Origin of the sequence: Actinotalea subterranea (assembly GCF_008364845.1) — a bacterium.
Taxonomy (GTDB): domain Bacteria; phylum Actinomycetota; class Actinomycetes; order Actinomycetales; family Cellulomonadaceae; genus Actinotalea; species Actinotalea subterranea.
In genome coordinates this window covers 108938-129998 of sequence record NZ_VTTP01000007.1, presented here as the reverse complement: position 1 = coordinate 129998, position 21061 = coordinate 108938, and the positions used below count along the sequence as shown (strand labels likewise).

The following is a 21061-nucleotide window of genomic DNA, read 5'->3' as shown; positions in this document are numbered from 1 at the left end:
CCTATCGGCCATGACCGACACCGATCACGGCGGGCCGCCCGCGGACGCCTCCCCCACGACCGCCACGTCGGACCCCGCCCTCGAGGAGATCCGCCGTTCGCTCGCAGGCACCCTCATGGAACGCATGGGGATCGAGGTCGTCGAGGCGTCCGTGGAGCGGGTCGTCGGGACGATGCCCGTGGCTGGCAACACGCAGCCGTACGGCCTCCTCCACGGCGGTGCGTCCGTCGTGCTCGCCGAGACGCTCGGGTCCTTCGCCGCGATGCTGCACGCCGGACCTGGGCGTCAGGCCGTCGGCATCGAGGTCGGCGCCACGCACCACCGTGGCGTGCGCGAGGGCGTCGTGACCGGGACCGCGGTGCCTCTGCACCGCGGCTCGACGACCGCGAGCTACGAGATCGTCGTCGAGGACTCGACGTCGAGGCGCATCTGCACCGCGCGCCTCACGTGCCTCGTGATCGACGAGCGCCGACCGATCTGATCCGCCTTGGGCGTCTCGACCGTGAGCGCCACCGGCGCACCCACGAGGCGGTCGAGCCCCGAGGAGTCGCGGGACTGGCGGCGCCGTGCGATCAGGTCCTCGAGGCCACGTGGCGCGGGCCGACGAGCCGCACCGCCGTCCACCGCGAGCCTGCGCTGGAGGGCCGAGGTGCTCGTGACGCGGTGAGCCGCAGCGGGTGCGAACCCGAGCTGGACGAAGAACCGCTGCATGCCGCGCGCCCCGGGGATCGGTGCGGCGTAGACGTGCGCGGCGTGTGCCGCGGCAGCGAGGTCCGCTGCACCGGTCATCAGCGCGTGCCCCACGCCGCGACGCCGATGGCCCGGGACCACGTAGAGGGCCTCGACGGCGAGGCTCACCTCGTCCGTGAACGGGCTGGGTCCCAGCAGCCGCCCGAGCAGGAGGCCGACGGTGGCGCCGTCCGCGGTCGCGACCAGGACGCTTCCGCCGGGTGCCGCCGCGAGTGCGCCGATCTGGTGCGCGAGCGTCGAGCCGTCCGCCGTGCACACCTGCGGGCCGACCGAGGACTCCGCGCGGGCCGTGAGGCACAGCGCCACCAGGTCGTCCAGGTCGGCGGGTTCTGCCGGTCGGACCTCGATGCCAGGACGCACGTCGACGAGCCTCCTTCTGCGCAGGACTCCGGTCACGGGGAGCTGGGGGGATGGACCGGGTTCGATGACGAAAACATAACGGCCCGCGGGGCGCAGCGAAAGTCCGGGTTCCGCCCGGTTGGGCACCGCGCCCGTTTGCTGCCAAGGTGTGCGTGTCGCGAAACCCGCGCGACACATGGGGTGCCTATCGTCGCCGTCACCCGGCCGCGTCTGAGCACACCGGGCGACCGTGCAACGAGGCACGGTGGACGAGCTGCGCGTGAGCGCTAGACCGGACGGAGGGCCCCAGGTGCGACCTGCAGCGACCCCGCAGAGACGAATGTCCCGACGCCGGAGGTCCGCTGCGCCGGCCGCCCGCGGGCAACACGCCCGCCGTCGGCTCAGGGCGCTCCTGGCTCCCCTCGCGCTCGCGGTGCTCGCCCTGCTCGCCGTCCTGGTGCCGACGTCCGCCACCGCCGCTTCGGGACTCCCGCTCGCCGCGGCGACCGAGGCGTGCGCCCCGACGCCCGAGTCCGCGTGCATCGGCGGGACGATCAGGACGGCCGCGGGCGAGCCCGCCGTCGGCGTCGCCCTCCAGGTCGCCGGTGTCGATGAGACAGTCGACGCGACCACGGGCCCCGACGGCAGGTGGTCCGCCGCGGTCACGAGCGCCGGCACGTACACCGTCACGCTCGACGCGGCGACGCTCCCGGCCGGCGAGACGCTGCGCGACCCCGCCCAGAACCCGCGCACGGTCGAGGTCACGCTCGGTCAGAGCGCCGGGGCCCTCTTCCCGCTCGGTGCACCGAGCACGGGCGGGGGCGACACCGACGACCCACCCTCGGGCGGCGAGAGCACGACGCCCGCACCCGAGGCGAGCGGTGAGCCGGGCCTCGACTCCCCCTCCCCCGGCGCGAGGGGCGGGGGCATCAACTGGGACCGCGTCGCGCAGCAGACGGTCGCCGGGCTGGTCTTCGGCACGCTCCTCGCGCTCGCCTCGGTCGGCCTGTCGCTCATCTTCGGCACGACGGGGCTGAGCAACTTCGCGCACGGTGAGCAGGTGACGCTCGGCGGCATCCTCGCGTACCTGTTCACCCAGGTCGTCGGCCTGCCGCTGCTCCTGTCAGGCGCGATCGCCGTCGTCCTCGCAGCCGCGTCGGGCTGGCTCCAGGACGCCGTGATCTGGCACCCGCTCCGCAAGCGTCGGGTCGGCATGACCCAGCAGCTGATCGTCACCATCGGCCTGGCGATCACGCTGCAGTACGTCTACCAGTTCTTCCTCGGTGGGAGCTCCCTGCGCATCGTGAGGTCGAACCCGCAGGCCGTGAACATCGGGCCCGTCTACATCACGCAGCAGTCGTTGATCTCGGTGGGGATCGCCGTCGTCGTGCTCGGGGCCGTGTCCTACTTCCTCCTGGCGACGCGGATCGGGCGCGCGACGCGAGCCGTCTCCGACAACCCGGCGCTCGCCGCGGCGTCGGGCATCACCGTTGACCGGATCATCCGGCTCGTGTGGACGGTGGGCGCGGGGCTCGCAGGGTTGGGAGGCGTGACCATGGGCCTCTACCTCAACGCCACGGCGTGGAACATGGGCTCGACCCTCCTGCTCCTCATGTTCGCCGCCGTCACCCTGGGCGGCCTGGGCACGGCGTTCGGCGCGCTCGCCGGGTCCATCGTCATCGGCCTCGTCGTCGAGCTCTCCAACCTCGTCATCCCGTCGGACATGCGCTACGCGGGGGCCCTGGTGATCCTCATCCTCGTCCTGCTGCTGCGTCCCCAAGGCATCCTCGGCCGCGCCGAGCGGATCGGTTAACGGAGGCTCCGATGGACTGGACCCGCATCCTCAGCAACGTCGCCGGCGAGCTCATCGCCCCGACGACCGCGGCCTACGCCCTCGCGGCGATCGGCCTCAACGTGCACTTCGGGCTCACCGGCCTGCTGAACTTCGGCCAAGCAGGCTTCATGCTCCTGGGCGCCTACGGCTTCGCCATCTCCACGATCGCCGGGTGGCCCCTGTGGGCAGCCGTCCTCGTCGCCATCGGGTGCTCCGTGGTGTTCGCCCTCGTGCTGGGCATCCCGACGCTCAAGCTCCGCGGCGACTACCTCGCGATCGTGACGATCGCCGCAGCCGAGATCGTCCGCATCGTCGGGCGCTCGACGGCGCTCACGAACCTCACCGGGGCGTCGTCGGGCCTGCGTGGCGACAGCTACAAGGAGACGTTCCAGGAGCTCTCGCCGTTCGACGACGGCACCTCGACGATCGGGCCCTTCACGTACGCCAACAACGCGTCGAACAGCTGGTGGGTGCGCATCGTCGGGTGGGCCCTGGTGCTGCTCGCGTGCCTGCTCATCTGGCGGCTCCTCAACAGCCCCTGGGGACGGGTGCTCAAGGGCATCCGTGAGGACGAGGACGCCGTGCGCTCGCTCGGCAAGAACGTCTACGGCTACAAGATGCAGGCGCTCGTCCTCGGCGGCGTCATCGGTTCCCTCGCGGGCGTCGTGTACGTGATGCCCCGCGCCGTCCAACCGGACTCGATGGGCCGGCCCATGACGTTCTGGGTGTGGACGATCCTGCTGCTCGGCGGCGCCGCGACCGTCTTCGGCCCCGTGCTCGGCTCGATGCTCTTCTGGGCGGCGCTCATGCTCATCAAGACGGTGGGCCGCGAGCTCATCCCGTCGACGGTGATGCGGGCGGAGCAGATCGAGCAGTTCGGCTGGATCGTCGTGGGCGTGACGCTGATGCTCCTCGTGATCTTCCGACCACAGGGCATCCTCGGCGACAAGAAGGAGCTGGCGATCAATGTCCGCTGAGACGACGAGCACCCTCGCCGGCGTGTCCCAGGAGCCCGGCGCGGCCAAGCCCGACCCGATCCTCGTGGCCGACGACGTGACCCGGCGGTTCGGCGGGATGACCGCCGTGGACGTCGGCCACCTGGAGGTCCAGCGCGGTGCGATCACCGCGCTCATCGGCCCGAACGGCGCGGGCAAGACGACGCTCTTCAACCTGCTCACGGGCTTCGACCAGCCCAACTCCGGCCGGTGGACCTTCGAGGGGCGACAGCTCGCCGGCGTGCCCGCCGCCAAGGTCTCGCGCGCGGGCATGGTCCGCACGTTCCAGCTCACCAAGGCCCTGAGCCGCATGACCGTGATGGAGAACATGCGGCTCGGCGCGTCGGACCAGCCCGGCGAACGGCTCCTCCAGGCGCTCGTGCCGCCGCTGTGGAAGCCCAGGGAGCGCGAGATCACGGCCAAGGCCGAGGAGCTCCTCGAGCGCTTCAAGCTCCTGGAGAAGAAGGACGACTTCGCGGGGAGCCTCTCCGGCGGCCAGCGCAAGCTCCTCGAGATGGCGCGCGCGCTCATGAGCGACCCGACGATGGTCATGCTCGACGAGCCGATGGCGGGCGTGAACCCGGCGCTGACGCAGTCGCTCCTGGGGCACATCCAGGGCCTGCGCGACGGCGGGACCACGGTGCTGTTCGTCGAGCACGACATGCACATGGTCCGCCACATCTCCGACTGGGTCGCCGTGATGGCCGAGGGCCGGCTCGTGGCGGAAGGCCCACCGGGCGGCGTCATGGCGAACCCGGCGGTCGTCGACGCGTACCTGGGCGCCCACCACGACACCGACCTCGGGGACGACTCACTCTTGAGCGACGAGGTCGCCGAGCAGCTCGAGGCGGAGGCCGAGGCGGAGGCCGAAGCCCGCTCCCACGGCCAGGCCGAGGGCCCCCAGACCGACGAGGGAGACCGATGAGCACCGCGACCGACCGCCCTCAGGCCGCGAGCGACGCACCGCGCGGCGAACCGCTCCTGCGCGCGAGCGACCTCGTCGCCGGCTACCTGCCGGGTGTGAACATCCTCAACGGCTGCGACCTGGACGTGTACCCCGGCGAGCTCATCGGGATCATCGGACCGAACGGCGCCGGCAAGTCGACCCTGCTCAAGGCGCTCTTCGGGCTCGTGACCGTGCGGTCCGGGACCGTCACGCTGGGCGGCGAGGACATCACGAACAAGCGCGCCGACACGCTCGTGCACCGCGGCGTCGGATTCGTGCCCCAGAACAACAACGTGTTCCCCTCGCTGACCATCGAGGAGAACCTGCAGATGGGCAGCTTCCAGGCACCCCGCACGTTCGGCGAGCGGTTCGACGCCGTCGTCGACCTGTTCCCCACGCTCGGCGACCGGCGCAAGCAGCGCGCCGGATCGCTGTCCGGCGGGGAACGGCAGATGGTCGCGATGGCGCGCGCCCTGATGATGAACCCGTCGGTGCTGCTGCTCGACGAGCCGTCGGCGGGGTTGTCACCGGTGCGCCAGGACGAGACCTTCATCCGGACCCGCAAGATCAACAAGACGGGCGTGTCGATCATCATGGTCGAGCAGAACGCCCGCCGCTGCCTGCAGATCTGCGACCGCGGCTACGTGCTCGACCAGGGCAAGAACGCGTACACCGCCAAGGGCCGCGAACTCATGAACGACCCCAAGGTCATCGAGCTGTACCTGGGCACCCTCGCGGCAGACCAGGAGGCTGAGAAGAGCGCCTCCCAGCCGCCGCCGACGGCCTGACCGGCTGACCCGGGTGACCCGGCTGACGGCTGACAGCTGACAGCTGACGGCTGACGGCTGACGACTGACGACCGCACAGCGCACGAGAGCCCGGCCAGGACGTCCTGGCCGGGCTCTCGTGCGTGTGCGCGGGACGCGCGGTCCGGGTCAGAGCTCCCCGGGAACCTCGCTGACCCAGGTGTACGTGTTCTCCGGGCCGTACTGGTAGATGCCGATGAGGGCCGACGACGGGTCGTTGTCCTCGTTGAACGGGCCGGCACCCGAGACGGCGGCGTAGTCGATGTCCTCACCGCTGTCGAGGAGCTCGACGCACTCGGCGAAGCCGGTGCACTCCGTCCCGCCGTCGGCGCCCGAGACCGCGGCGAGGTTCGCCTGGATCGTGGCGCCGTCGGTCGCGCCGCCCTTGACGGCCGCGAGGGCCGCGAGGACGACGGCGTCGTACGACTCGGCCGCGTAGGCGAAGTCCGTCAGACCGGAGTCGATCTCGAGCAGGCGGTCCCGGAACTCACCCTCGGCGTTGGCGCCGGGCAGCGTGCCCTTCGATCCCTCGAGGGTGCCGGGCTCGAAGTCCGCGCTGTAGTCCGCGAGGTTGCCGTCGACGAAGTAGAGCTTCGAGGTGTCGAACCCGGCGGTGGCGAGCGCGGGCACGATGAGCTTCGTCTGGTCGAACGCGATGATGACGATCGCGTCGGGGTTGGTGGCCACGGCGGCCGTCACGGCGGAGGCGATGACGTCGTCCGACGCGGGGTCGAACTCCTCGCCCGGGTTGCCGTAGGTCACGGTGCCGCCGGCCGCCTCGAACGCCTCCTTGGCCTGGTCGCGCAGCGTGATGCCGTAGTCGTCGTTGAAGACGAGGAACGCGACGTTGGAGTAGCCGTCCGCGGCGACGAGGTCACCGAGCGCGCGGCCCTGCAGCACGTCCGACGGGGCGGTGCGGAAGTAGAAGTCGGAGTAGCCGCTGAGCTTGGTGGACGTGTTGGCCGGCGAGATCTGCACGACCTCGGCCCCCGTGATGTCGTCGACGACGTTGAGCGTGACCGAGGACGACGCGGCACCGATGACGACCTGGGCCTTCTGGCTCATCAGGTCCGTCACGGACTGGGTCGCGACCTCGGCGTTGTCCGCGTCGGAGGAGTCCGTGTGCACGATCTCGACGTCCTGGCCGAGGACGCCCCCGGCGTCGTTGATCTCGGCGATGGCGAGGTCGACACCGGCGATCTCGGGCGGGCCGAGGAACGCGAGGGACCCGGTCTGGGGAAGCAGTGAGCCGATGACCAGCGGGGTGTCACTCTCGCCGCCGCCGCCTGCGCCCTCGTCGTCGGGCTCGGCGTCACCTCCGCCGCTGCACGCGGCGAGGGCGAGGGCGACGGCTCCGGCGAGTGCTGCGGCACGAACCGCGTGGGTGGAACTCTTCATGCGGGGCTCCCTCAGGTGGGCACTGGGTTCTCCCGCACCGGGGGTCGCACAGGTGCCCGGTGGGGGACTGTGCACGTGAAGGTACCCCGGAAGTATGTCCGGAGTGTGACATGGGCTGTATCAGAACGGACTGTTGCCGAGTTGTGACCAAAGTCCTGATCGGCCCGACGGCCCGTCGTCGCACCCCGCGCGCGCCCCGGAATCCGTGGCGCCAGCGAAGATCGCGGTGCTTATGCCCCGCCGACCTGCTCGATGACGGCGTCAGCAACCTCACGCATGGTGAGGCGGCGATCCATCGAGGTCTTCTGGATCCAGCGGAACGACTCCGGCTCCGTCAGGCCCATCTTCGTCATGAGGAGGCCCTTGGCCCGGTCCACGCGCTTGCGCGTCTCGAAGCGGTCAGCGAGGTCCGCGACCTCGGCCTCGAGCGCCGTGATCTGGCTGTACCGCGAGATCGCGATCTCGACGGCGGGGAGCAGGTCCGCGGGCGTGAACGGCTTGACCACGTACGCCATCGCGCCGGCGTCACGTGCGCGCTCGACGAGCTCGGTCTGCGAGAACGCGGTGAGCAGGACGACGGGTGCCGCGTGCTCCTTGCCGATGCGCTCGGCGGCCGTGATGCCGTCCATCACGGGCATCTTGACGTCCATCACCACGACGTCCGGACGCAGCTCCATCGCGAGACGGATCGCCTCCTCGCCGTCACCGGCCTCACCCACGACGTCGAAGCCGGCCTCGCGGAGGGTCTCGACGACATCCATCCGGATGAGCGCCTCGTCCTCGGCGACCACGGCGCGGCGCGCGGGCCGCGGCCCGTTGCCGGCGGGGGCAGGCTCGGGCGGCGCCACGCCCCCGAGGGGCAGGTCGAGGTCGGGGGTCTGAGGCACGTCCTTCTCCGTCACGGGCGCTAGCCTAGTGCCCGACGTCGCCGGAGCAGGCAAGCGTCCGTCGTGTCTCACGGCGCGACACCTGGCCCGACGCCACCCCGCGGCCCGAGCGGGCCCCGCGCAAGCGTCCGGCCCGCTCATCGGCCGCAGTGCCCCGATAGCCCAACCGGCAGAGGCGTTCGGCTCAAACCCGATCCAGTGTGGGTTCGAATCCCACTCGGGGCACGCCTGTGATCTCTCCGGAGATCCGACGTGCCGACGAGCCGTGGCCCCAGGTCAGTCGGGAAGGACCAGGGTCCGGTTGCGACCCTCGTGCTTGGCCTGCAGCAGGCGCTGGTCGGCACGTCGCACCAGGGCTGCGGCGTCCTCCCCCGCCAGCACCAGCGCGGCACCGGCCGACGCCGTGATGTCCAGAGGTCGCCCGTCTGAGCCGGTGAACCGGCTCTGCGCGACGACCATGTGGAGACGCTGCACCAGGCCGGCGAGCTCTGCCCAGTTCGCCTGCGCGGTCACCACCGCGAACTCGTCGCCTCCGAAGCGGCAGACCTCGTCGTCGGCCCGGACCGCCCCGCGCAGGCTGCGCGCCGTCACCTGGAGCACGGTGTCGCCGACGTCGTGCCCGTGGAGGTCGTTGACGTCCTTGAAGCGGTCGAGGTCCAGCATGACGACGCCGAAGCGCCGCCCGTCCCGGGCCCACTGCGGTTGAGCAGGCCGTCCCCGCAGGACCGCCCCACCGCCTCCTCGGCCGTGTAGCCCGTGATCCGCGCGGCTGCGGCGTTCCAGTAGGTGGTGCGCCGATGGCGGCCGACCGCGTGCATGCCGTCGCTGAGGGCCTCGAGCATCTCCGCCCGTTCATGGGCATCCACGATGCAGCCCTCTCCTGACAGCTGTGCTGAGCCCGGAAGCGGACGGCCACGCATACGTGTCAGCCAGCAGGCGCGAACGCCGGGGAGCGCGCGGAGCGGGGCACATGCCCGTGCCCGTCAGAATGATCGTGTGCGGGGTGCGGGCGAGGTGGTGACGGTCGAGGTCTGGGCGACCGCGTCGACCGGCACGGACGTCGCCCGCCTGCTGCCGGTGCTCGACCCTGCGGAGCGCGCGCGTGCGGACGCGATGCCACCCTCCGCCCAGGTGGGCTTCGTGCGGGCCAGGGCTCTGCTTCGGGCGGTGGTCGGTGCCCGGCTCGGGGTGCCGGCCGGCGCCGTCGGCCTCCAGGCACGCTGCCCCGGCTGCGGCGGGCCTCACGGGCCGATCGAGGTCGAAGGGCCGCCGACGGACGGACCTGGGCTGCACGTGAGCGCGACGCGGTCGGGACCGGTGCTGGCCGTGGTGCTCAGCGCCACCGGTCCGGTCGGCATCGACGTGGAGTCCCACGCCCGGGTGGCACGGGCGCCGGTGGCCGACGTCGCGCTGTCGGACGCGGAGCGGCGCTCGCTGGCCCGGCTGCCCCTGGACCGGCGCTCGGCGGAGCTGACGCGCGCCTGGGTGCGCAAGGAGGCCGCGCTCAAGGCGTGGAGAACGGGTCTGCGCATGGATCCCGCAACGGTGGACGTTCGTGCGGCCCTCGCGCACGCGAGCGATCCCGGAGGGACCGGCGACCTCCTCGCTCACGTCGTGGACCTGCGCCTGGGACGAACGGTCGTCGGTGCGATCGCGGTCTCGGTGGCCGCCGGGTCGGTGCGCGCATCACGGCCAGGAGCCGTCGACGTCGTGCTGCACGACGGGGGCGCGGTCCTGGAGGTCGTCGCCGCGACGGCGCGGTGACGCCCGGTCAGCGCGCCCGGGACGGGGCGGCGACGTGACCGGGGTACGGCGGCAGGCCCGGCTCGTCGAGCCACGCACTCAGGACCGCACCGGCGCTCAGCGCCAACGGCTGTCCCCCGGCAGCGTGCGCGTGCGCGGCGACCAGGTCACGGAAGTCCTGCGTGCCCGCCGTCAGGTGGGCGAACGACGTCGTCCACGCGCGCACGAGGTCGAAGAAGACGGGATCACCGAGGACGGTGCGCACGGCGTGCAGGGTCAGCGCGCCGCGCTTGTAGATGCGGTCGTCGAAGATGCGTGGGTAGCCGGGGTCGGCGAGCACCAGGTCCTGCGGCGACGCGGCCAGCCGTGCGTGCCACCCGCGGGCGACGGCGTCGGCTCGTGGCCCGCCCGACGCCTCGGACCAGAGCCACTCCGCGTAGCAGGCGAAGCCCTCGTTGAGCCAGATGTGCTGCCACGAGCTCACCGAGACGCTGTTCCCGAACCACTGGTGCGCGAGCTCGTGCGCGACGAGTCGTTCCTCGCCCCCCGTGGCCTGGAGGTTGTTCGCGCCGAAGATGGAGACGCCCTGGGCCTCGAGCGGGATCTCGAGCTCGTCCGGTGTGCACACCACCGTGTACCCCGCGAAGGGGTAGGGCCCGAACGTCTCGCAGAAGTACGCCATCAGCGCACCGTGGTCGGCGAGCCGGCGTCGGGCGGCCGCGACGAGCGGGGTGGGGACGAGCGCCCGCTGCGGAACCGGCTCGTCGGCCAGGACGACCTCGTCGTACCGACCGATCTGGACCGTCGCGAGGTACGGCGAGGTCGGGTGGGTCTCGTCGTACACCCAGGTCGTCGCGCTCGCCTTGGTGCGCCGATCCACGAGCACCCCGTGCGCGAGCGCGCGGTAGGGGTTGTCCACGGTCAGGGACGTCCGGTAGGTCGCCTTGTCGTCCGGCCGGTCGTTGCACGGGAACCACGTGGGCGCACCCGTGGGCTGGCTCGCGACGACCACGCCGTCCTCGAGCTCCTCCCAGCCGACCGGCCCCCACGGGCTCGGGGTCGGCCCGGGGCTCCCGCCGTAGCGGACCGTGACCGTCAGGCGCGTCCCTGCGGCGACCTCGCGCGCGAGCCGGATCCTCAGCCGCCCACGGTCATGGTCGTACCTGCCCTGCGGTGCCCCGCTCACCGTGACCTTGGCGACCGCGAGACCGACGAGGTCGAGCACGACGGCCCTGGTCGGCTCGAGCGTGACGACGTCGAGCGTGGCGGTGCCCTGGAGCCGGTTGCTGACGGGCCGGTACGTGAGGTCGAGGTCGTAGTGCACGACGTGCGTGGACCTGTCGCCGTGGGCCGTGTCGTACGGGTCGCGCGCGGCGGCCTTCACGCGTCGACCCGCGCGGTGCGCCAGGGCGCGATGGGGTTGCCGACCCATCGGGTCCCCGCCGGGACGTGCTCGCCGCGCAGCACCAAGGAGGCGGGGCCGACGCTCGTCCCGGCCCCGAGCCTCGCGGCCGGGAGGATCACGCCGTGCGGGCCCAGCGTCGCGCCGGCGTCCATGACCACGGTGTCCAGGCTCATGACGCGGTCGTGGAACAGGTGGGTCTGCACGACGCAGCCGGCGCCGACCGTCGCGCCGTCGCCGAGACTGACCAGGTCGGGCTCCGGCAACCAGTAGGACTGGCACCACACCCCGCGCCCGATCCGCGCCCCGAGTCCCCGCAGCCACCACACCAGCGCGACAGTACCGGTGGCGGGGTCCGCGAAGAGCGGGGCCGCGACCATCTCCGTGAAGGTGTCGGCGACCTCGCCGCGCCACACGGCCGAGCTCCACAGCGGGTGGTCGCCCGCCCGGTGGCGGCCGACCAGCAGCCACTTCGCGACGACGGTCACCACCGCGGCGACCAGACCCGTCGCCACCAGGACGAGCCCGCCCAGCAGGACCGCGCCGCCCCAGCCGACCTCGAGGACGACGGCCTGGAAGGTCAGGAGCGTGCCCAGGCCCAGGGTGCTCAGCGTCAGGGCAGGGGCGACGCGGCCGAGCTCGACGAGGGCGCGGGCGAGCCGCAGGCGCGTGGGCGGGTCGTACGTCCGTGCGGGGTCGTCGAGCGTCGCTGCGCGCGGGAGCAGGACGGGCGGGCTGCCGAGGTAGCTCGACCCCGCCCGCGTGCGCCGGGGGGTCGCCGACAGGACCGCGACCAGCCCGTTCTTCGGAACCGTGCGCCCGGGCGCCGTCATGCCCGAGTTGCCGACGAACGCGCGCCGGCCGACCTTGGCCACGGCGATCCGGACCCAGCCGCCGCCGAGCTCGTAGGGCGCCACCATCGTGTCGTCCGCGAGGAACGCGCCGTCGCGGAGCCGCATCATGCCGGGCAGCCCGATCACGGTCGAGATCTCGGTGCCGCGGCCCACCTCGGCGCCCAGCAGGCGCATCCAGACCGGGGTCACCACCGACGAGTACAGCGGGAACAGGATCGTGCGGGCGGCATCCATGAGCCGCTCAGTCGCCCAGGCCTGAAGGCCCTGACGGGACCTGACGGGGTGGTACCCCTCGTCGAGACCCAGCCCGAGCAGCCGGACGCACCCGACGACGAGCCCGGCGTACAGCGTCGCGGCGGCGACGGCGGCCGGAAGCCCCGCGAGCAGGGCCGGCGCGACCGCGTCGGCGAGGCTCGTCGTGTGCCGCACCGCGAGGGCGACGACGGCGAGCCCTGCCGTCACCGCGATCACGGGCAGCGCCGCGACCACGGCGCCGACGAGGCCGTAGGCGACGACCCACCGGGCCGCCCGGCCACGGGGCGTCGGTCGCTCGGCCGGCCAGGGGTGGCGCGCCTCGTGGACGCGGGCGGCGGGCGAGCCCGCCCAGTACTCCCCCGCACCCGTGCGACCGTGCACGGCCGACCCTGCGGCGACGTCCGTGCCGTCACCGACGTGCGCGCCCGGGTACAGGACGCTGCGCGCGCCGACGGTCGCCCCCGCGCCGACGGTGATCCGGCCGACGTGCACCACGTCGCCGTCGACCCAGTGGCCCGAGAGCTCGACCTCGGGCTCGATCGCGCACCCGTCGCCGAGCGTGAGCATGCCGGTCACCGGCGGCACCGAGTGGAGGTCGACGTCGCGCCCCATCCGCACACCGAGAGCGCGGGCGTAGAGCCAGACCCAGGTCGCCGTCGCCGGCGTGATCGCCCCGAACGACTCGGTGAGGCGCTCGGCTGCCCACAGCCGCAGGTGCACCGCACCGCCGCGGGGGTGGTCGCCGGGGCGCACACCCAGAAGCAGGAGCCGGGCACCGAGCGCGGTCACGCCCATGCGTCCGACCGGGCTGACCGTGAGCAGCCACCCGGCGAGCACCCACCACCCCGAGACCGGTCGTAGCCACGCGATCGGCACGAGGGCGTGCAGCACGACGTTGACGGCCGCGAGCGCGGTCAGCCAGCGCAGGCCCACGAGGGTGCGGAGCGGGATCAGCGCCGCCACCTGCGCGACCTGGCTGGCGACGCCGACCGGCCGCACCGCTGGGCCGGGGGTGGGCGGAGGGGGCTCGCCGCCGGCCTGAGGCCACGTCGCGTCCAGGTAGGCCGCCAGGTCCCCGACCTCGGGATGGTCGTAGACGTCCGCGACGGTCGCCTCCGGGTAGCGCGTGCGGAGCGCGGACACGAGCTGCGCGGCCGTCAACGAGCTGCCGCCGCGCAGGAAGAAGTCGTCCTCGGGACCGTCGGGGTGCGCGCCGATCACGGCCACCCACTGCTCGCCCACCCACGCGGTGGTGCCCGTCAGGCGCGCTCCGTCCGCCGGGGCGTCGGAGCCGGGTACCGGCCAGGGCAGCGCGTCGCGGTCGACCTTGCCGGACGTGCGGGTCGGGATCTCCTCGACGACGGCGAGCAGCGGCAGCATCGACCCCGGCAGGGTCTCGCGCAGCAGGGCGAGCAGCGACGCGGTCTGCACGGGCGCGGCGTCCCCGGGCACCACGTACCCCACGAGCAGCGCGGTGCCGGCCGGTGTGCGCCGGACCGCGGCCGCGGCACCGACGATGCCGGGCAGGGCCAGCAGTGCGGCATCGACCTCGCCGAGCTCGATGCGGTGCCCGTTGACCTTGACCTGGTCGTCGGCCCGCCCGACGAAGACGAGCCCGTCGTCGTGCCGCTCGACGAGGTCACCGGTGCGGTAGGCGCGGTCCCAGCCGAGACCGGGCATGGCGGCGAACCGGGCGGCGTCCAGCGCCGGGTCGAGGTAGCGGGCGACGCCGACGCCACCGATGACCAGCTCGCCGATCGCGCCGGGCTCGACCTCGGCGCCGTCCGGCCCGACGACCGCGAGGTCCCAGCCGTCGAGCGGGAACCCGATGCGCACGGGCTGCCCCGGCTCGAGGAGCGCGGCGCAGGCGACGACGGTGGCCTCCGTGGGCCCATAGGTGTTCCACACCTCCCGCCCGGGGTGGACCAGGCGCTCGGCGAGCTCCGGGGGGACCGCCTCGCCGCCGAAGATCAGCAGGCGCAGGCCCGCGAGGGTCTCGACCGGCCACAGGCCCGCGAGCGTGGGGACGGTGGAGACCACGGTGATCTCCCGTTCGACGAGCCACGGGCCGAGCTCGGTGCCGGCCCGCACGAGCGAACGCGGCGCCGGGACGAGGGTCGCCCCGTACCGCCACGCGAGCCACATCTCCTCGCACGACGCGTCGAACGCGACGGAGAGGCCCCCGAGGACCCGGTCGCCGGGACCGATCGGCGCGCGCTGGAGGAAGAGGCGGGCCTCCGCGTCGACGAACGCGGCGGCGTTGCGGTGCGACACCGCGACGCCCTTGGGCCGTCCCGTGGAGCCCGACGTGAAGATGACCCACGCGTCGTCCGTGACGGCCGGCACGTGGTCGACGGTCAGGGCCCCGTCCGTCGGCACGACCGGCTCCCCGGCGGGACCGGTGAGCGCGAACGCGTCACCCATGACGACCCGGACGCCCGCCTCGTCGAAGATCTGCCTGGCACGCTCGTCGGGGTCGTCGGCGTCGACGGGGACGTACGCCGCGCCCGCTCGCAGGACCGCAAGGATCGACAGGTACAGGTCCACCGTCCCTGAGGCGACGCGGACGCCGACCCGGTCGCCGCGCCGCACCCCCGCCGCCGCGAGCCTCGTCGCACGCAGCCTCACGGCCTCGTCGAGCGCCGCGTAGGTCAGGACCTCGTCGCCGTCGTCGATCGCGACCGCCAGCGGGTGCCGGCGCACCGTCTCCTCGAAGACGTCGACGAGGGTCCGTGCGGCGGGCGCCCGCGTCCCGGCACGCAGCAGGCTCGTCGCAGGTCGTGCGTTCGTCACCGTTCGTCTCGTTCCCGCCCGGCTGAAACGCGGGCATCCGCCGTGGTGACCCTCCAGGGCCAGGCGCCGCGGATGTTCTCACACGAGGGTGAACGCCCGGGGTCGGGCCGCGGGACACGTTCCGGTCGCACCCGCACGGCGAGCACACGGGCATGGTCCTCCCGCACCCGCCGGGTCTACGCTCGGGGCACCAGGTCGCTCGACGACGAGCACACGGAGGTCCCGATGGCGGGCAAGTTCGAGGTGTACCCCAGTGGCGCCGAGTTCCGTTGGCGCCTCAAGGCAGGGAACGGCGAGACGGTCGCGAGCGGCGAGGCCTACGCGTCCAAGGACGGTGCGAAGCGGGGCTGCGAGGCCGTGCAGCGTGCCGCGGACGGGGCGGCGATCGTCGAGACGGAGGCCTAGCGGCCGACGGACGACCGCGACGGCTCAGAGCGTGAGCCGCGCCGTCGCGGTCGCGCCGTCGCGGTAGGTCACCTCGACGTCCACGCCCTGGCTGGACGCGTCCGTCAGCTCGTCCCCCGGCAGCCAGAGCGCGAAGTGCCCGTGGTTGACGGTCGCGCTCACGTCACCGTGCACGCGGCTCCGGTAGACGACCGCGACGACGTCGGACCCCGCGACGCCGACGGCGACGGAGACCTCTCCCCCGCCGGTCGCTCCCATGCCGAGCGACGAGGCCCGGACCTCACGCGGCTGGGGCTCGACGAACCCGTCGGGCGTCCCGAGCGCGCCGATCATCGCGCCGGCGAACGGTGGGGCGGAGTCGTCCGTGATGCACAGGGCGGAGAACCCGTCCGCACCGGCGAGCACGACAGTGGTCCACGCACCCCGCCGCTCGACCACGACCGGTGTGGCCGTACGCAGGCCGGACGCGAGGCGGTCGGCGAACGGGTCGTCGCCCTGGGCCGCCTCCGCCGAGCTGTCGCGGCACTCGACGACGGCTGCCGCCTCCTCCGTCGCAGAGAGCCCGGACGGCACCCCGGTCCAGGTCGCGAACGCCGGATCACCGCCTGCGAGCGGCTCGAGCAGCACCAGGCCGAGCGCCGCTGCAGCCGCCAGACCACCGACGACGACGAGCCGCCGTGCGGGCACGCCCGGACGCCGTCGACCGGTGCGACCGCGCGCGCGAGCGGCCGGTGGGCAGGGGGACCCGAGTGGGGAGCTGAGGATCGCCTCGAGATCCGCCGCCGCACGGGCACCCGGGTGCACCTGTCGGTCGGCCGGGTCGAGCCTGCGCAGCGTCGTCGAGGCGGCGTCGTCGAGCGTGTTCATCGTGTCGCGGTCCTCTCCGGGACGGGGGCCGCAGCGCGCGGGCCCGACGGACGGTGGTCGAGGTGGAGCCGGAGCGCCCGGCGGGCACGGCTGAGCCGCAGCCTGAAGGCGACCGGGGAGATGCCGAGCACGGCGGCGGCGTGTGGTGCGCTCAGCTCCTCGAACGCGGTCAGCGCGATCGCCTCCTGGTGCGTCTCCGAGAGCCGGCGCCACGCGACGGCGAGGTCGACCGCGCTCACGACGCCGTCGGCATCGGCATCGCCGTCGTGCACGGCTGTCGGCTCCGCGAGGCGCACACCGAGCGCGTGGCGACGCAGCTCGCTCCGCCTGCTGTTGAGCAGGACGTTGCGCGTGATGCCGAAAGCCCACGCCCGCACGTCCTCCTCACGGCGGGGCAGGTCCGCGAGCCGCCGCCAGAGGACGAGGAACGCCTCGGCGACGACGTCCTCCGCCTGGTCGGCGTCCACGCGGCGCTGCGCGAACCTCAGGAGGTCCGGGTACAGCGCCCCGTACAACGATCGGAAGACCTGCTCCCGGTCGGGTGCGCTCGGCGGAGGGCTCATACCTCTACCTGTCCGGCACGGCGTCTGATGTGTCGCTCCAGGTGTGGAACGGCGCCTCGACGCCGGGCCTCATGACCGGTGTGCGCGCGCAGCGGACGTCCGTGCGGGCCCTAGGGTGTGGGGTCGGCCGAGGAGGGACATGCAGCCAGGCGTCGTCGCCGTCGAGTCCGTGCCGGGCTTCACGTGGATCGTGGCCCTCGCGCTCATCGTGGCCATGTTCGCGCACTTCAGCCTCGTCGCGGCGTGGTTCCGCGAGTCGTGGGGTCGGGCGGTCCTGAGCGGGCTGGTCCTGGCCGCGACGGTCGGCGGCGGGATCGCGTACGCCGCGCCCCGTGCCGAGGAGGCCCGCAAGGGCTACGACTACGACGCGACGTGGGCGCGCGTCGAGGAGCGTTACGGCGTGACCCTGTCCGACGAGGACAGGGCGATCGTGCTGCCGGTCTCGCGTGGCAGGTACTCGGGCGCGATCCTCGACCAGGTGGAGCTCGGCTCCGTCCTCATGCCCGACGGCACGGTGCGCCACGACCTCTACCTCCAGTGGGACGGCGGTCGGCCCCCGCGGGTCGTGCTCGTCACGAAGCCGCCGGGCATCAGCGAGCTCCTCGTGACGCAGGGTCCGTGGTGGGACGAGGTCCCGGTCGTCGACGACGGCTCCTGAGCCGTCGACGACGGCACGACCGCTCAGTCCTCCGAGTCGTCCGCGGCGTCCGCGTCGTCGGTCGTCGCCGACGCGCTCACGGGCTCCTCGAGCTCCGGCAGGAGCTCGTACCGCGTCCGGTACAGGTCGAGGAGGGTCAGCAGCATCGCGACCACGGGGATCGCCAGCAGGGCGCCCGCGACGCCGAACATCGCGGTTCCCAGGATGACCGAGGCGAAGCTCACGGCGGGGTGCACGTTGACCGCGCGCGAGCTGATGCGCGGCTCGATCGTCAGGTTCTCGACCTGCTGGTAGAGGATCCCCCACGCCAGCACGATCACCCCGAGCCACGGGTTCGGACTGAGCAGCCCGACGAGGACCGGCAGGACGATCGCGATGTACGTGCCGATCGCGGGCACGAACTGCGCGACGAGTCCCGTCCACAGGGCGAGCGCGAGCCAGGACGGCAGGCCGATGATCAGGAAGACGATGCCGCTGGTCGTGGCGTTCACCGCCGCGAGGACGACGCGGGCGCCGACGTAGCGGCCGGTCTTCTCCGCCATCGTGTCCCAGACCACGACGGTCGTCTCCTGGACCCGGGGCGGGAACAGCGAGGCGATCCAGCGGCGCAGCCGCGGGCCGTCGGCGGACAGGTAGAACAGGAAGAGCGCGAACATGAAGAAGCTTGCGACGGCTCCGGCCACGGAGCCGAGCACGGCGAGCACTCCCCCGGCGACCTGGCTCGCGACGCCCGCGGCGCGCTCGGCGGACAGGTCGATGTTCGCGACGAGGTCGTCGACCGTGTAGTCGGTGGCGAACCGTGCGTTCGTCCACGTCAGCGCCTGGTCCACGAGGTCGGGGACGCTCTTGACCAGGTTCGCCACCTGCTCGACGACGAGCTGGCCGAACAGCGCCGAGAACAGCACGAGGAAGAGGACGACGCTCGCCATCACGATGCCCGTGGCGGCGCCCCGGGGCATGTGCCGGGCGAGCCGGCTCACCGCCGGCTCGAGCGCGAGCGACGCGAACCACGCCATGACGACCACGAAGATCAGCGAGCTGCCCTGCGAGAGGATGAACCGCACGACCATCGTGAGCACGATGAGCCCGATGATCACGAACCCGATCCGCCAGATGTTCCCGGGGTCGAGCAGGACCCTCCTCGGTACGCCGGCTCGGGTGCTCGTCGGGACGTTCGTGCGCACTGCGCCTCCTCAGGTCGCCCCGATCTTGCCGCACGGGAGCCTGATCAGCCCGCTGGGCTGCCCGATCGTCCGCGTGTCGGCGCGGCCACGTGCGCGCGGGTGCGTCGTCCCGGGCGCCGGGCGAGCCGTGGACCGCGCGTGCTGCCGGCTCAGCGGCCCCGGTCGACCGTGCGCAGGAGCGTCTCGGCGAACCGGCCGGGGTCCGCCATGAACCCGCCGTGGTCCCCGGGGAAGGGTGCGGGCGTCAGGCCCAGGAGCCGTGCGAGCGCGACCGCGGAGCGACTCGCGACCTCGTCGTGGGACTCCTCACCGACGGCGACGACGAGGCGGTCACCCAGCGCGCGCAGGGCGTCGACCGGCGGGAGCCACCGCGTGAACGGCTTGAGCATCGCCAGGAAGAAGAGCTCGTCGTCGGCGAGCTGCTTGGGCGTGGGTGCAGGCGGCTCGTCCGCGCCCACGGGTGGGTCTTCCGCACCCTGCTCGACCGCCTCGTCCTTCGCTGCCGACCCGCCCGGCGGGGGCCAGGACGCGGGTGGGACGCCGTCGGGCCCGACGTGTCCGCTGTGCATCACGAGCGAGACGAAGGCGCCCCAGGCCGCGGCCGGGCCGCCGCTGCGGTAGGCGTCCTCGATGCCGTCGACCACGGCGCGCACGTGCGGTGCGTCCTCGAGGAGCTCCGTGACGGGTGGCTCGTGCGCGATCACGGTGCGCACGAGGTGCGGGTGACGGGCTGCGAGCGCGAGGGCGGTCACCGCACCTCCGCTGCTGCCGAGCACGTCCGCCGGGCCACGGTCGAGCGTCTCGACGATCCGGGCCAGGTCGTCCGCCTGCTGCTCGGGTGTCACGGGCGCGGACGGGTCGGTCACGGTGCTGCGGCCGAGGCCGCGCGGGTCGTACGTCACGACCGTCCGCTCCCCGGCCAGGAGGTCGGCGAGCGGCCCGAAGGGCTCGGCGGTCATCGGCTGGCCGACGACGAGCAGGAGCGGTCCCGTCCCGCGTACGTCGTAGTGGACCTCGGCGTCCGGCAGGATCAGACGTTCGGTCAGGGGTGCAACGGTCATCGGAACCTCCGCGGTCGAGTCGGTCGACGGGGTAGACCTCGCGGGTCGCTCGAACTCATCGGGCGCCGGCCGCACCATGCACCCACACCTCAGAGCTGGGTGGCCGGGACCACGCACGGGGCGTGGACCTGGGATGACATCGACGGCGACCTGTGGTCGAATCGCCGCATGTCCGCTCACCTCACGTCCGCGACGGGTCCGCAGCGCGCCCCCCGCCGGGCGTGCTGTCGGCGCCTCCCGCTCGGCCGCTGAGCCTGCGGCGCGCACGCGCCGCCATCGCACGGACCGCCGCCCACGGCGCACGACGAGGTGCCGTCGCAGCCCCGCCGTGCCACCGCCGACCCGCAGGTCGGCTGCTCGACCGCACCGCCACCTGACCCGGACGCCCCGGTACGACCGTCGTCCGCCCGTCCCGTCCGAAGGAAGCCCCATGACGCACCGCGCCCGCCTCGCCCGTCCCGCACTCGCCGCGACCGCGCTGGCCCTGACGCTCGCCGCCTGCTCCTCGCCGGCCGACGACGCTGCCCCGGGGTCCACCGCCGCGACCGCCGGCGACGCGGGCGACGACTCGCTCCAGGCGGTTCTCGACGCCGGGACCCTGACCGTCGGCACCGAGGGCACCTACCGGCCGTTCTCGTTCCACGAGGACGGCACCGGCGGGCTGACGGGGTTCGACGTCGAGGTCGTCACAGCCGTCGCCACCGAGCTGGGTGTCGAGGTCGAGTTCGAGGAGACGCAGTGGGACGCGATCTTCGCGGGCCTCGACGCGGGCCGGTTCGACGTCATCGCCAACCAGGTCTCGATCACCCCCGAGCGCGAGGAGGCCTACACCTTCTCCGAGCCCTACACGTACTCGACGGGCGTGATCGTCGTGGCCGCCGACGACGACTCGATCTCCTCGTTCGACGACCTCGCGGGCAAGCGGACCGCACAGTCCCTGACGAGCAACTGGATGACGCTGGCCAAGGACAGCGGGGCCACGATCGAGGCCGTCGAGGGCTGGGCGCAGTCCGTGGCGCTCGTCGAGCAGGGCCGCGTCGACGCGACGATCAACGACAAGCTGACCTACCTCGACTACGCGACGACGAACGACGCCTCGGGGCTCCGCGTCGCCGCCGAGACCGACGAGGAGTCACGCAGCGCCTTCGCCTTCGCCCGCGGGAGCAGCACGCTCGCGGACGCCGTCGACGACGCCCTCGCGACGTTGGCCGCCGACGGCACCCTCGCCGAGATCTCCGAGAAGTACTTCGGCGAGGACGTCACGCGATGACCCGTCACGGCGCCGGAGAGCCCCACCTCGCACCCTCGGGGCCGGTCCACG

19 protein-coding genes, 1 tRNA gene and 1 pseudogene are annotated in these 21061 nt (G+C 73.1%); 10 read left to right on the top strand and 11 right to left on the bottom strand.

Annotated elements, in window-relative coordinates; genetic code table 11:
• Positions 1 to 10 precede the first annotated feature (10 nt).
• Positions 11 to 481: a hotdog fold thioesterase gene (locus tag FZ988_RS13045; protein ID WP_149204461.1), complete on the top strand. Its 471-nt coding sequence runs from the start codon at positions 11 to 13 to the stop codon at positions 479 to 481.
• Here the strand turns inward: FZ988_RS13045 and FZ988_RS13040 are convergent.
• A complete protein-coding gene (locus FZ988_RS13040) occupies positions 391 to 1110 on the bottom strand; it encodes a GNAT family N-acetyltransferase (RefSeq protein ID WP_149204460.1) in 720 nt (239 codons plus the stop codon). The two genes, FZ988_RS13045 and FZ988_RS13040, sit on opposite strands and share 91 nt — an antisense overlap.
• A 412-nt stretch (positions 1111 to 1522) precedes the next feature.
• On the opposite strand from FZ988_RS13040, the gene FZ988_RS13035 reads away from it, so the two are divergent.
• From FZ988_RS13035 to FZ988_RS13020, 4 genes are read left to right on the top strand one after another with little or no spacing between them, the layout of a single operon-like run.
• On the top strand, positions 1523 to 2902 hold the full coding sequence (locus tag FZ988_RS13035) for a branched-chain amino acid ABC transporter permease (protein WP_246169485.1): 1380 nt from the start codon (positions 1523 to 1525) through the stop codon (positions 2900 to 2902).
• A gap of 11 nt (positions 2903 to 2913) precedes the next feature.
• Complete coding sequence (locus FZ988_RS13030; protein WP_149204458.1) at positions 2914 to 3900, top strand: branched-chain amino acid ABC transporter permease; 987 nt, start codon at positions 2914 to 2916, stop codon at positions 3898 to 3900.
• The gene (locus tag FZ988_RS13025; protein WP_149204457.1) at positions 3890 to 4843 is read left to right on the top strand and encodes an ABC transporter ATP-binding protein; all 954 of its coding nucleotides are present in this window, start codon (positions 3890 to 3892) and stop codon (positions 4841 to 4843) included. The genes FZ988_RS13030 and FZ988_RS13025 overlap by 11 nt, the downstream gene beginning before the upstream one ends.
• Complete coding sequence (locus tag FZ988_RS13020) at positions 4840 to 5652, top strand: ABC transporter ATP-binding protein (RefSeq protein WP_149204456.1); 813 nt, start codon at positions 4840 to 4842, stop codon at positions 5650 to 5652. Before FZ988_RS13025 ends, FZ988_RS13020 begins: the two co-directional genes overlap by 4 nt.
• Positions 5653 to 5799: 147 nt before the next feature.
• Here FZ988_RS13020 and FZ988_RS13015 read toward each other — a convergent pair whose 3' ends face one another.
• Positions 5800 to 7068, bottom strand: a complete 1269-nt coding sequence (locus tag FZ988_RS13015; protein WP_149204455.1) for an ABC transporter substrate-binding protein — start codon at positions 7066 to 7068, stop codon at positions 5800 to 5802.
• A gap of 230 nt (positions 7069 to 7298) precedes the next feature.
• Positions 7299 to 7970, bottom strand: coding sequence for an ANTAR domain-containing response regulator (locus tag FZ988_RS13010; protein WP_149204454.1), 672 nt, complete (start codon positions 7968 to 7970; stop codon positions 7299 to 7301).
• 136 nt (positions 7971 to 8106) lie between these two features.
• Between FZ988_RS13010 and FZ988_RS13005 the strand changes: the two genes are divergently transcribed.
• Positions 8107 to 8180, top strand: a tRNA-Leu gene (locus FZ988_RS13005).
• A gap of 51 nt (positions 8181 to 8231) precedes the next feature.
• On the opposite strand, the gene FZ988_RS13000 is transcribed toward FZ988_RS13005, so the two are convergent.
• Positions 8232 to 8678: a GGDEF domain-containing protein gene (locus tag FZ988_RS13000; protein ID WP_281287186.1), complete on the bottom strand. Its 447-nt coding sequence runs from the start codon at positions 8676 to 8678 to the stop codon at positions 8232 to 8234.
• Positions 8675 to 8797 (bottom strand): annotated as a pseudogene (locus FZ988_RS19240) (PAS domain-containing protein); the annotation flags it as partial. The pseudogene FZ988_RS19240 and the gene FZ988_RS13000, both read right to left, overlap by 4 nt.
• A gap of 154 nt (positions 8798 to 8951) precedes the next feature.
• Between FZ988_RS19240 and FZ988_RS12990 the strand changes: the two are divergent.
• A complete protein-coding gene (locus tag FZ988_RS12990; RefSeq protein WP_188079097.1) occupies positions 8952 to 9719 on the top strand; it encodes a 4'-phosphopantetheinyl transferase family protein in 768 nt (255 codons plus the stop codon).
• 7 nt (positions 9720 to 9726) lie between these two features.
• On the opposite strand, the gene FZ988_RS12985 is transcribed toward FZ988_RS12990, so the two are convergent.
• Together FZ988_RS12985 and FZ988_RS12980 are read right to left on the bottom strand one after the other, a co-directional pair.
• Positions 9727 to 11082, bottom strand: coding sequence for a M1 family metallopeptidase (locus FZ988_RS12985; RefSeq protein ID WP_223145129.1), 1356 nt, complete (start codon positions 11080 to 11082; stop codon positions 9727 to 9729).
• Positions 11079 to 15002 (bottom strand): Pls/PosA family non-ribosomal peptide synthetase, encoded by a 3924-nt coding sequence (locus FZ988_RS12980; RefSeq protein ID WP_149204449.1) that lies wholly within the window; start codon positions 15000 to 15002, stop codon positions 11079 to 11081. The genes FZ988_RS12985 and FZ988_RS12980 overlap by 4 nt, the downstream gene beginning before the upstream one ends.
• Positions 15003 to 15227: 225 nt before the next feature.
• On the opposite strand from FZ988_RS12980, the gene FZ988_RS12975 reads away from it, so the two are divergent.
• Positions 15228 to 15407: a YegP family protein gene (locus tag FZ988_RS12975; RefSeq protein ID WP_149204448.1), complete on the top strand. Its 180-nt coding sequence runs from the start codon at positions 15228 to 15230 to the stop codon at positions 15405 to 15407.
• A gap of 24 nt (positions 15408 to 15431) precedes the next feature.
• On the opposite strand, the gene FZ988_RS12970 is transcribed toward FZ988_RS12975, so the two are convergent.
• Both FZ988_RS12970 and FZ988_RS12965 read right to left on the bottom strand, forming a co-directional pair.
• Entirely contained in the window at positions 15432 to 16274 is an 843-nt protein-coding gene (locus FZ988_RS12970) for a hypothetical protein (RefSeq protein ID WP_149204447.1), read from the bottom strand.
• Positions 16271 to 16837: an RNA polymerase sigma factor gene (locus tag FZ988_RS12965; RefSeq protein ID WP_149204446.1), complete on the bottom strand. Its 567-nt coding sequence runs from the start codon at positions 16835 to 16837 to the stop codon at positions 16271 to 16273. Before FZ988_RS12965 ends, FZ988_RS12970 begins: the two co-directional genes overlap by 4 nt.
• 139 nt (positions 16838 to 16976) lie before the next feature.
• Here FZ988_RS12965 and FZ988_RS12960 point away from each other — a divergent pair, with 139 nt between their 5' ends.
• Positions 16977 to 17495, top strand: a complete 519-nt coding sequence (locus FZ988_RS12960; protein ID WP_149204445.1) for a hypothetical protein — start codon at positions 16977 to 16979, stop codon at positions 17493 to 17495.
• A gap of 23 nt (positions 17496 to 17518) precedes the next feature.
• On the opposite strand, the gene FZ988_RS12955 is transcribed toward FZ988_RS12960, so the two are convergent.
• Both FZ988_RS12955 and FZ988_RS12950 read right to left on the bottom strand, forming a co-directional pair.
• Positions 17519 to 18679, bottom strand: coding sequence for an AI-2E family transporter (locus tag FZ988_RS12955; RefSeq protein WP_246169484.1), 1161 nt, complete (start codon positions 18677 to 18679; stop codon positions 17519 to 17521).
• Between the two features lie 149 nt (positions 18680 to 18828).
• On the bottom strand, positions 18829 to 19740 hold the full coding sequence (locus tag FZ988_RS12950) for an alpha/beta fold hydrolase (protein WP_149204444.1): 912 nt from the start codon (positions 19738 to 19740) through the stop codon (positions 18829 to 18831).
• 430 nt (positions 19741 to 20170) lie between these two features.
• On the opposite strand from FZ988_RS12950, the gene FZ988_RS12945 reads away from it, so the two are divergent.
• A complete protein-coding gene (locus FZ988_RS12945; RefSeq protein WP_149204443.1) occupies positions 20171 to 21010 on the top strand; it encodes a transporter substrate-binding domain-containing protein in 840 nt (279 codons plus the stop codon).
• The last annotated feature ends 51 nt before the right edge of the window (positions 21011 to 21061 follow it).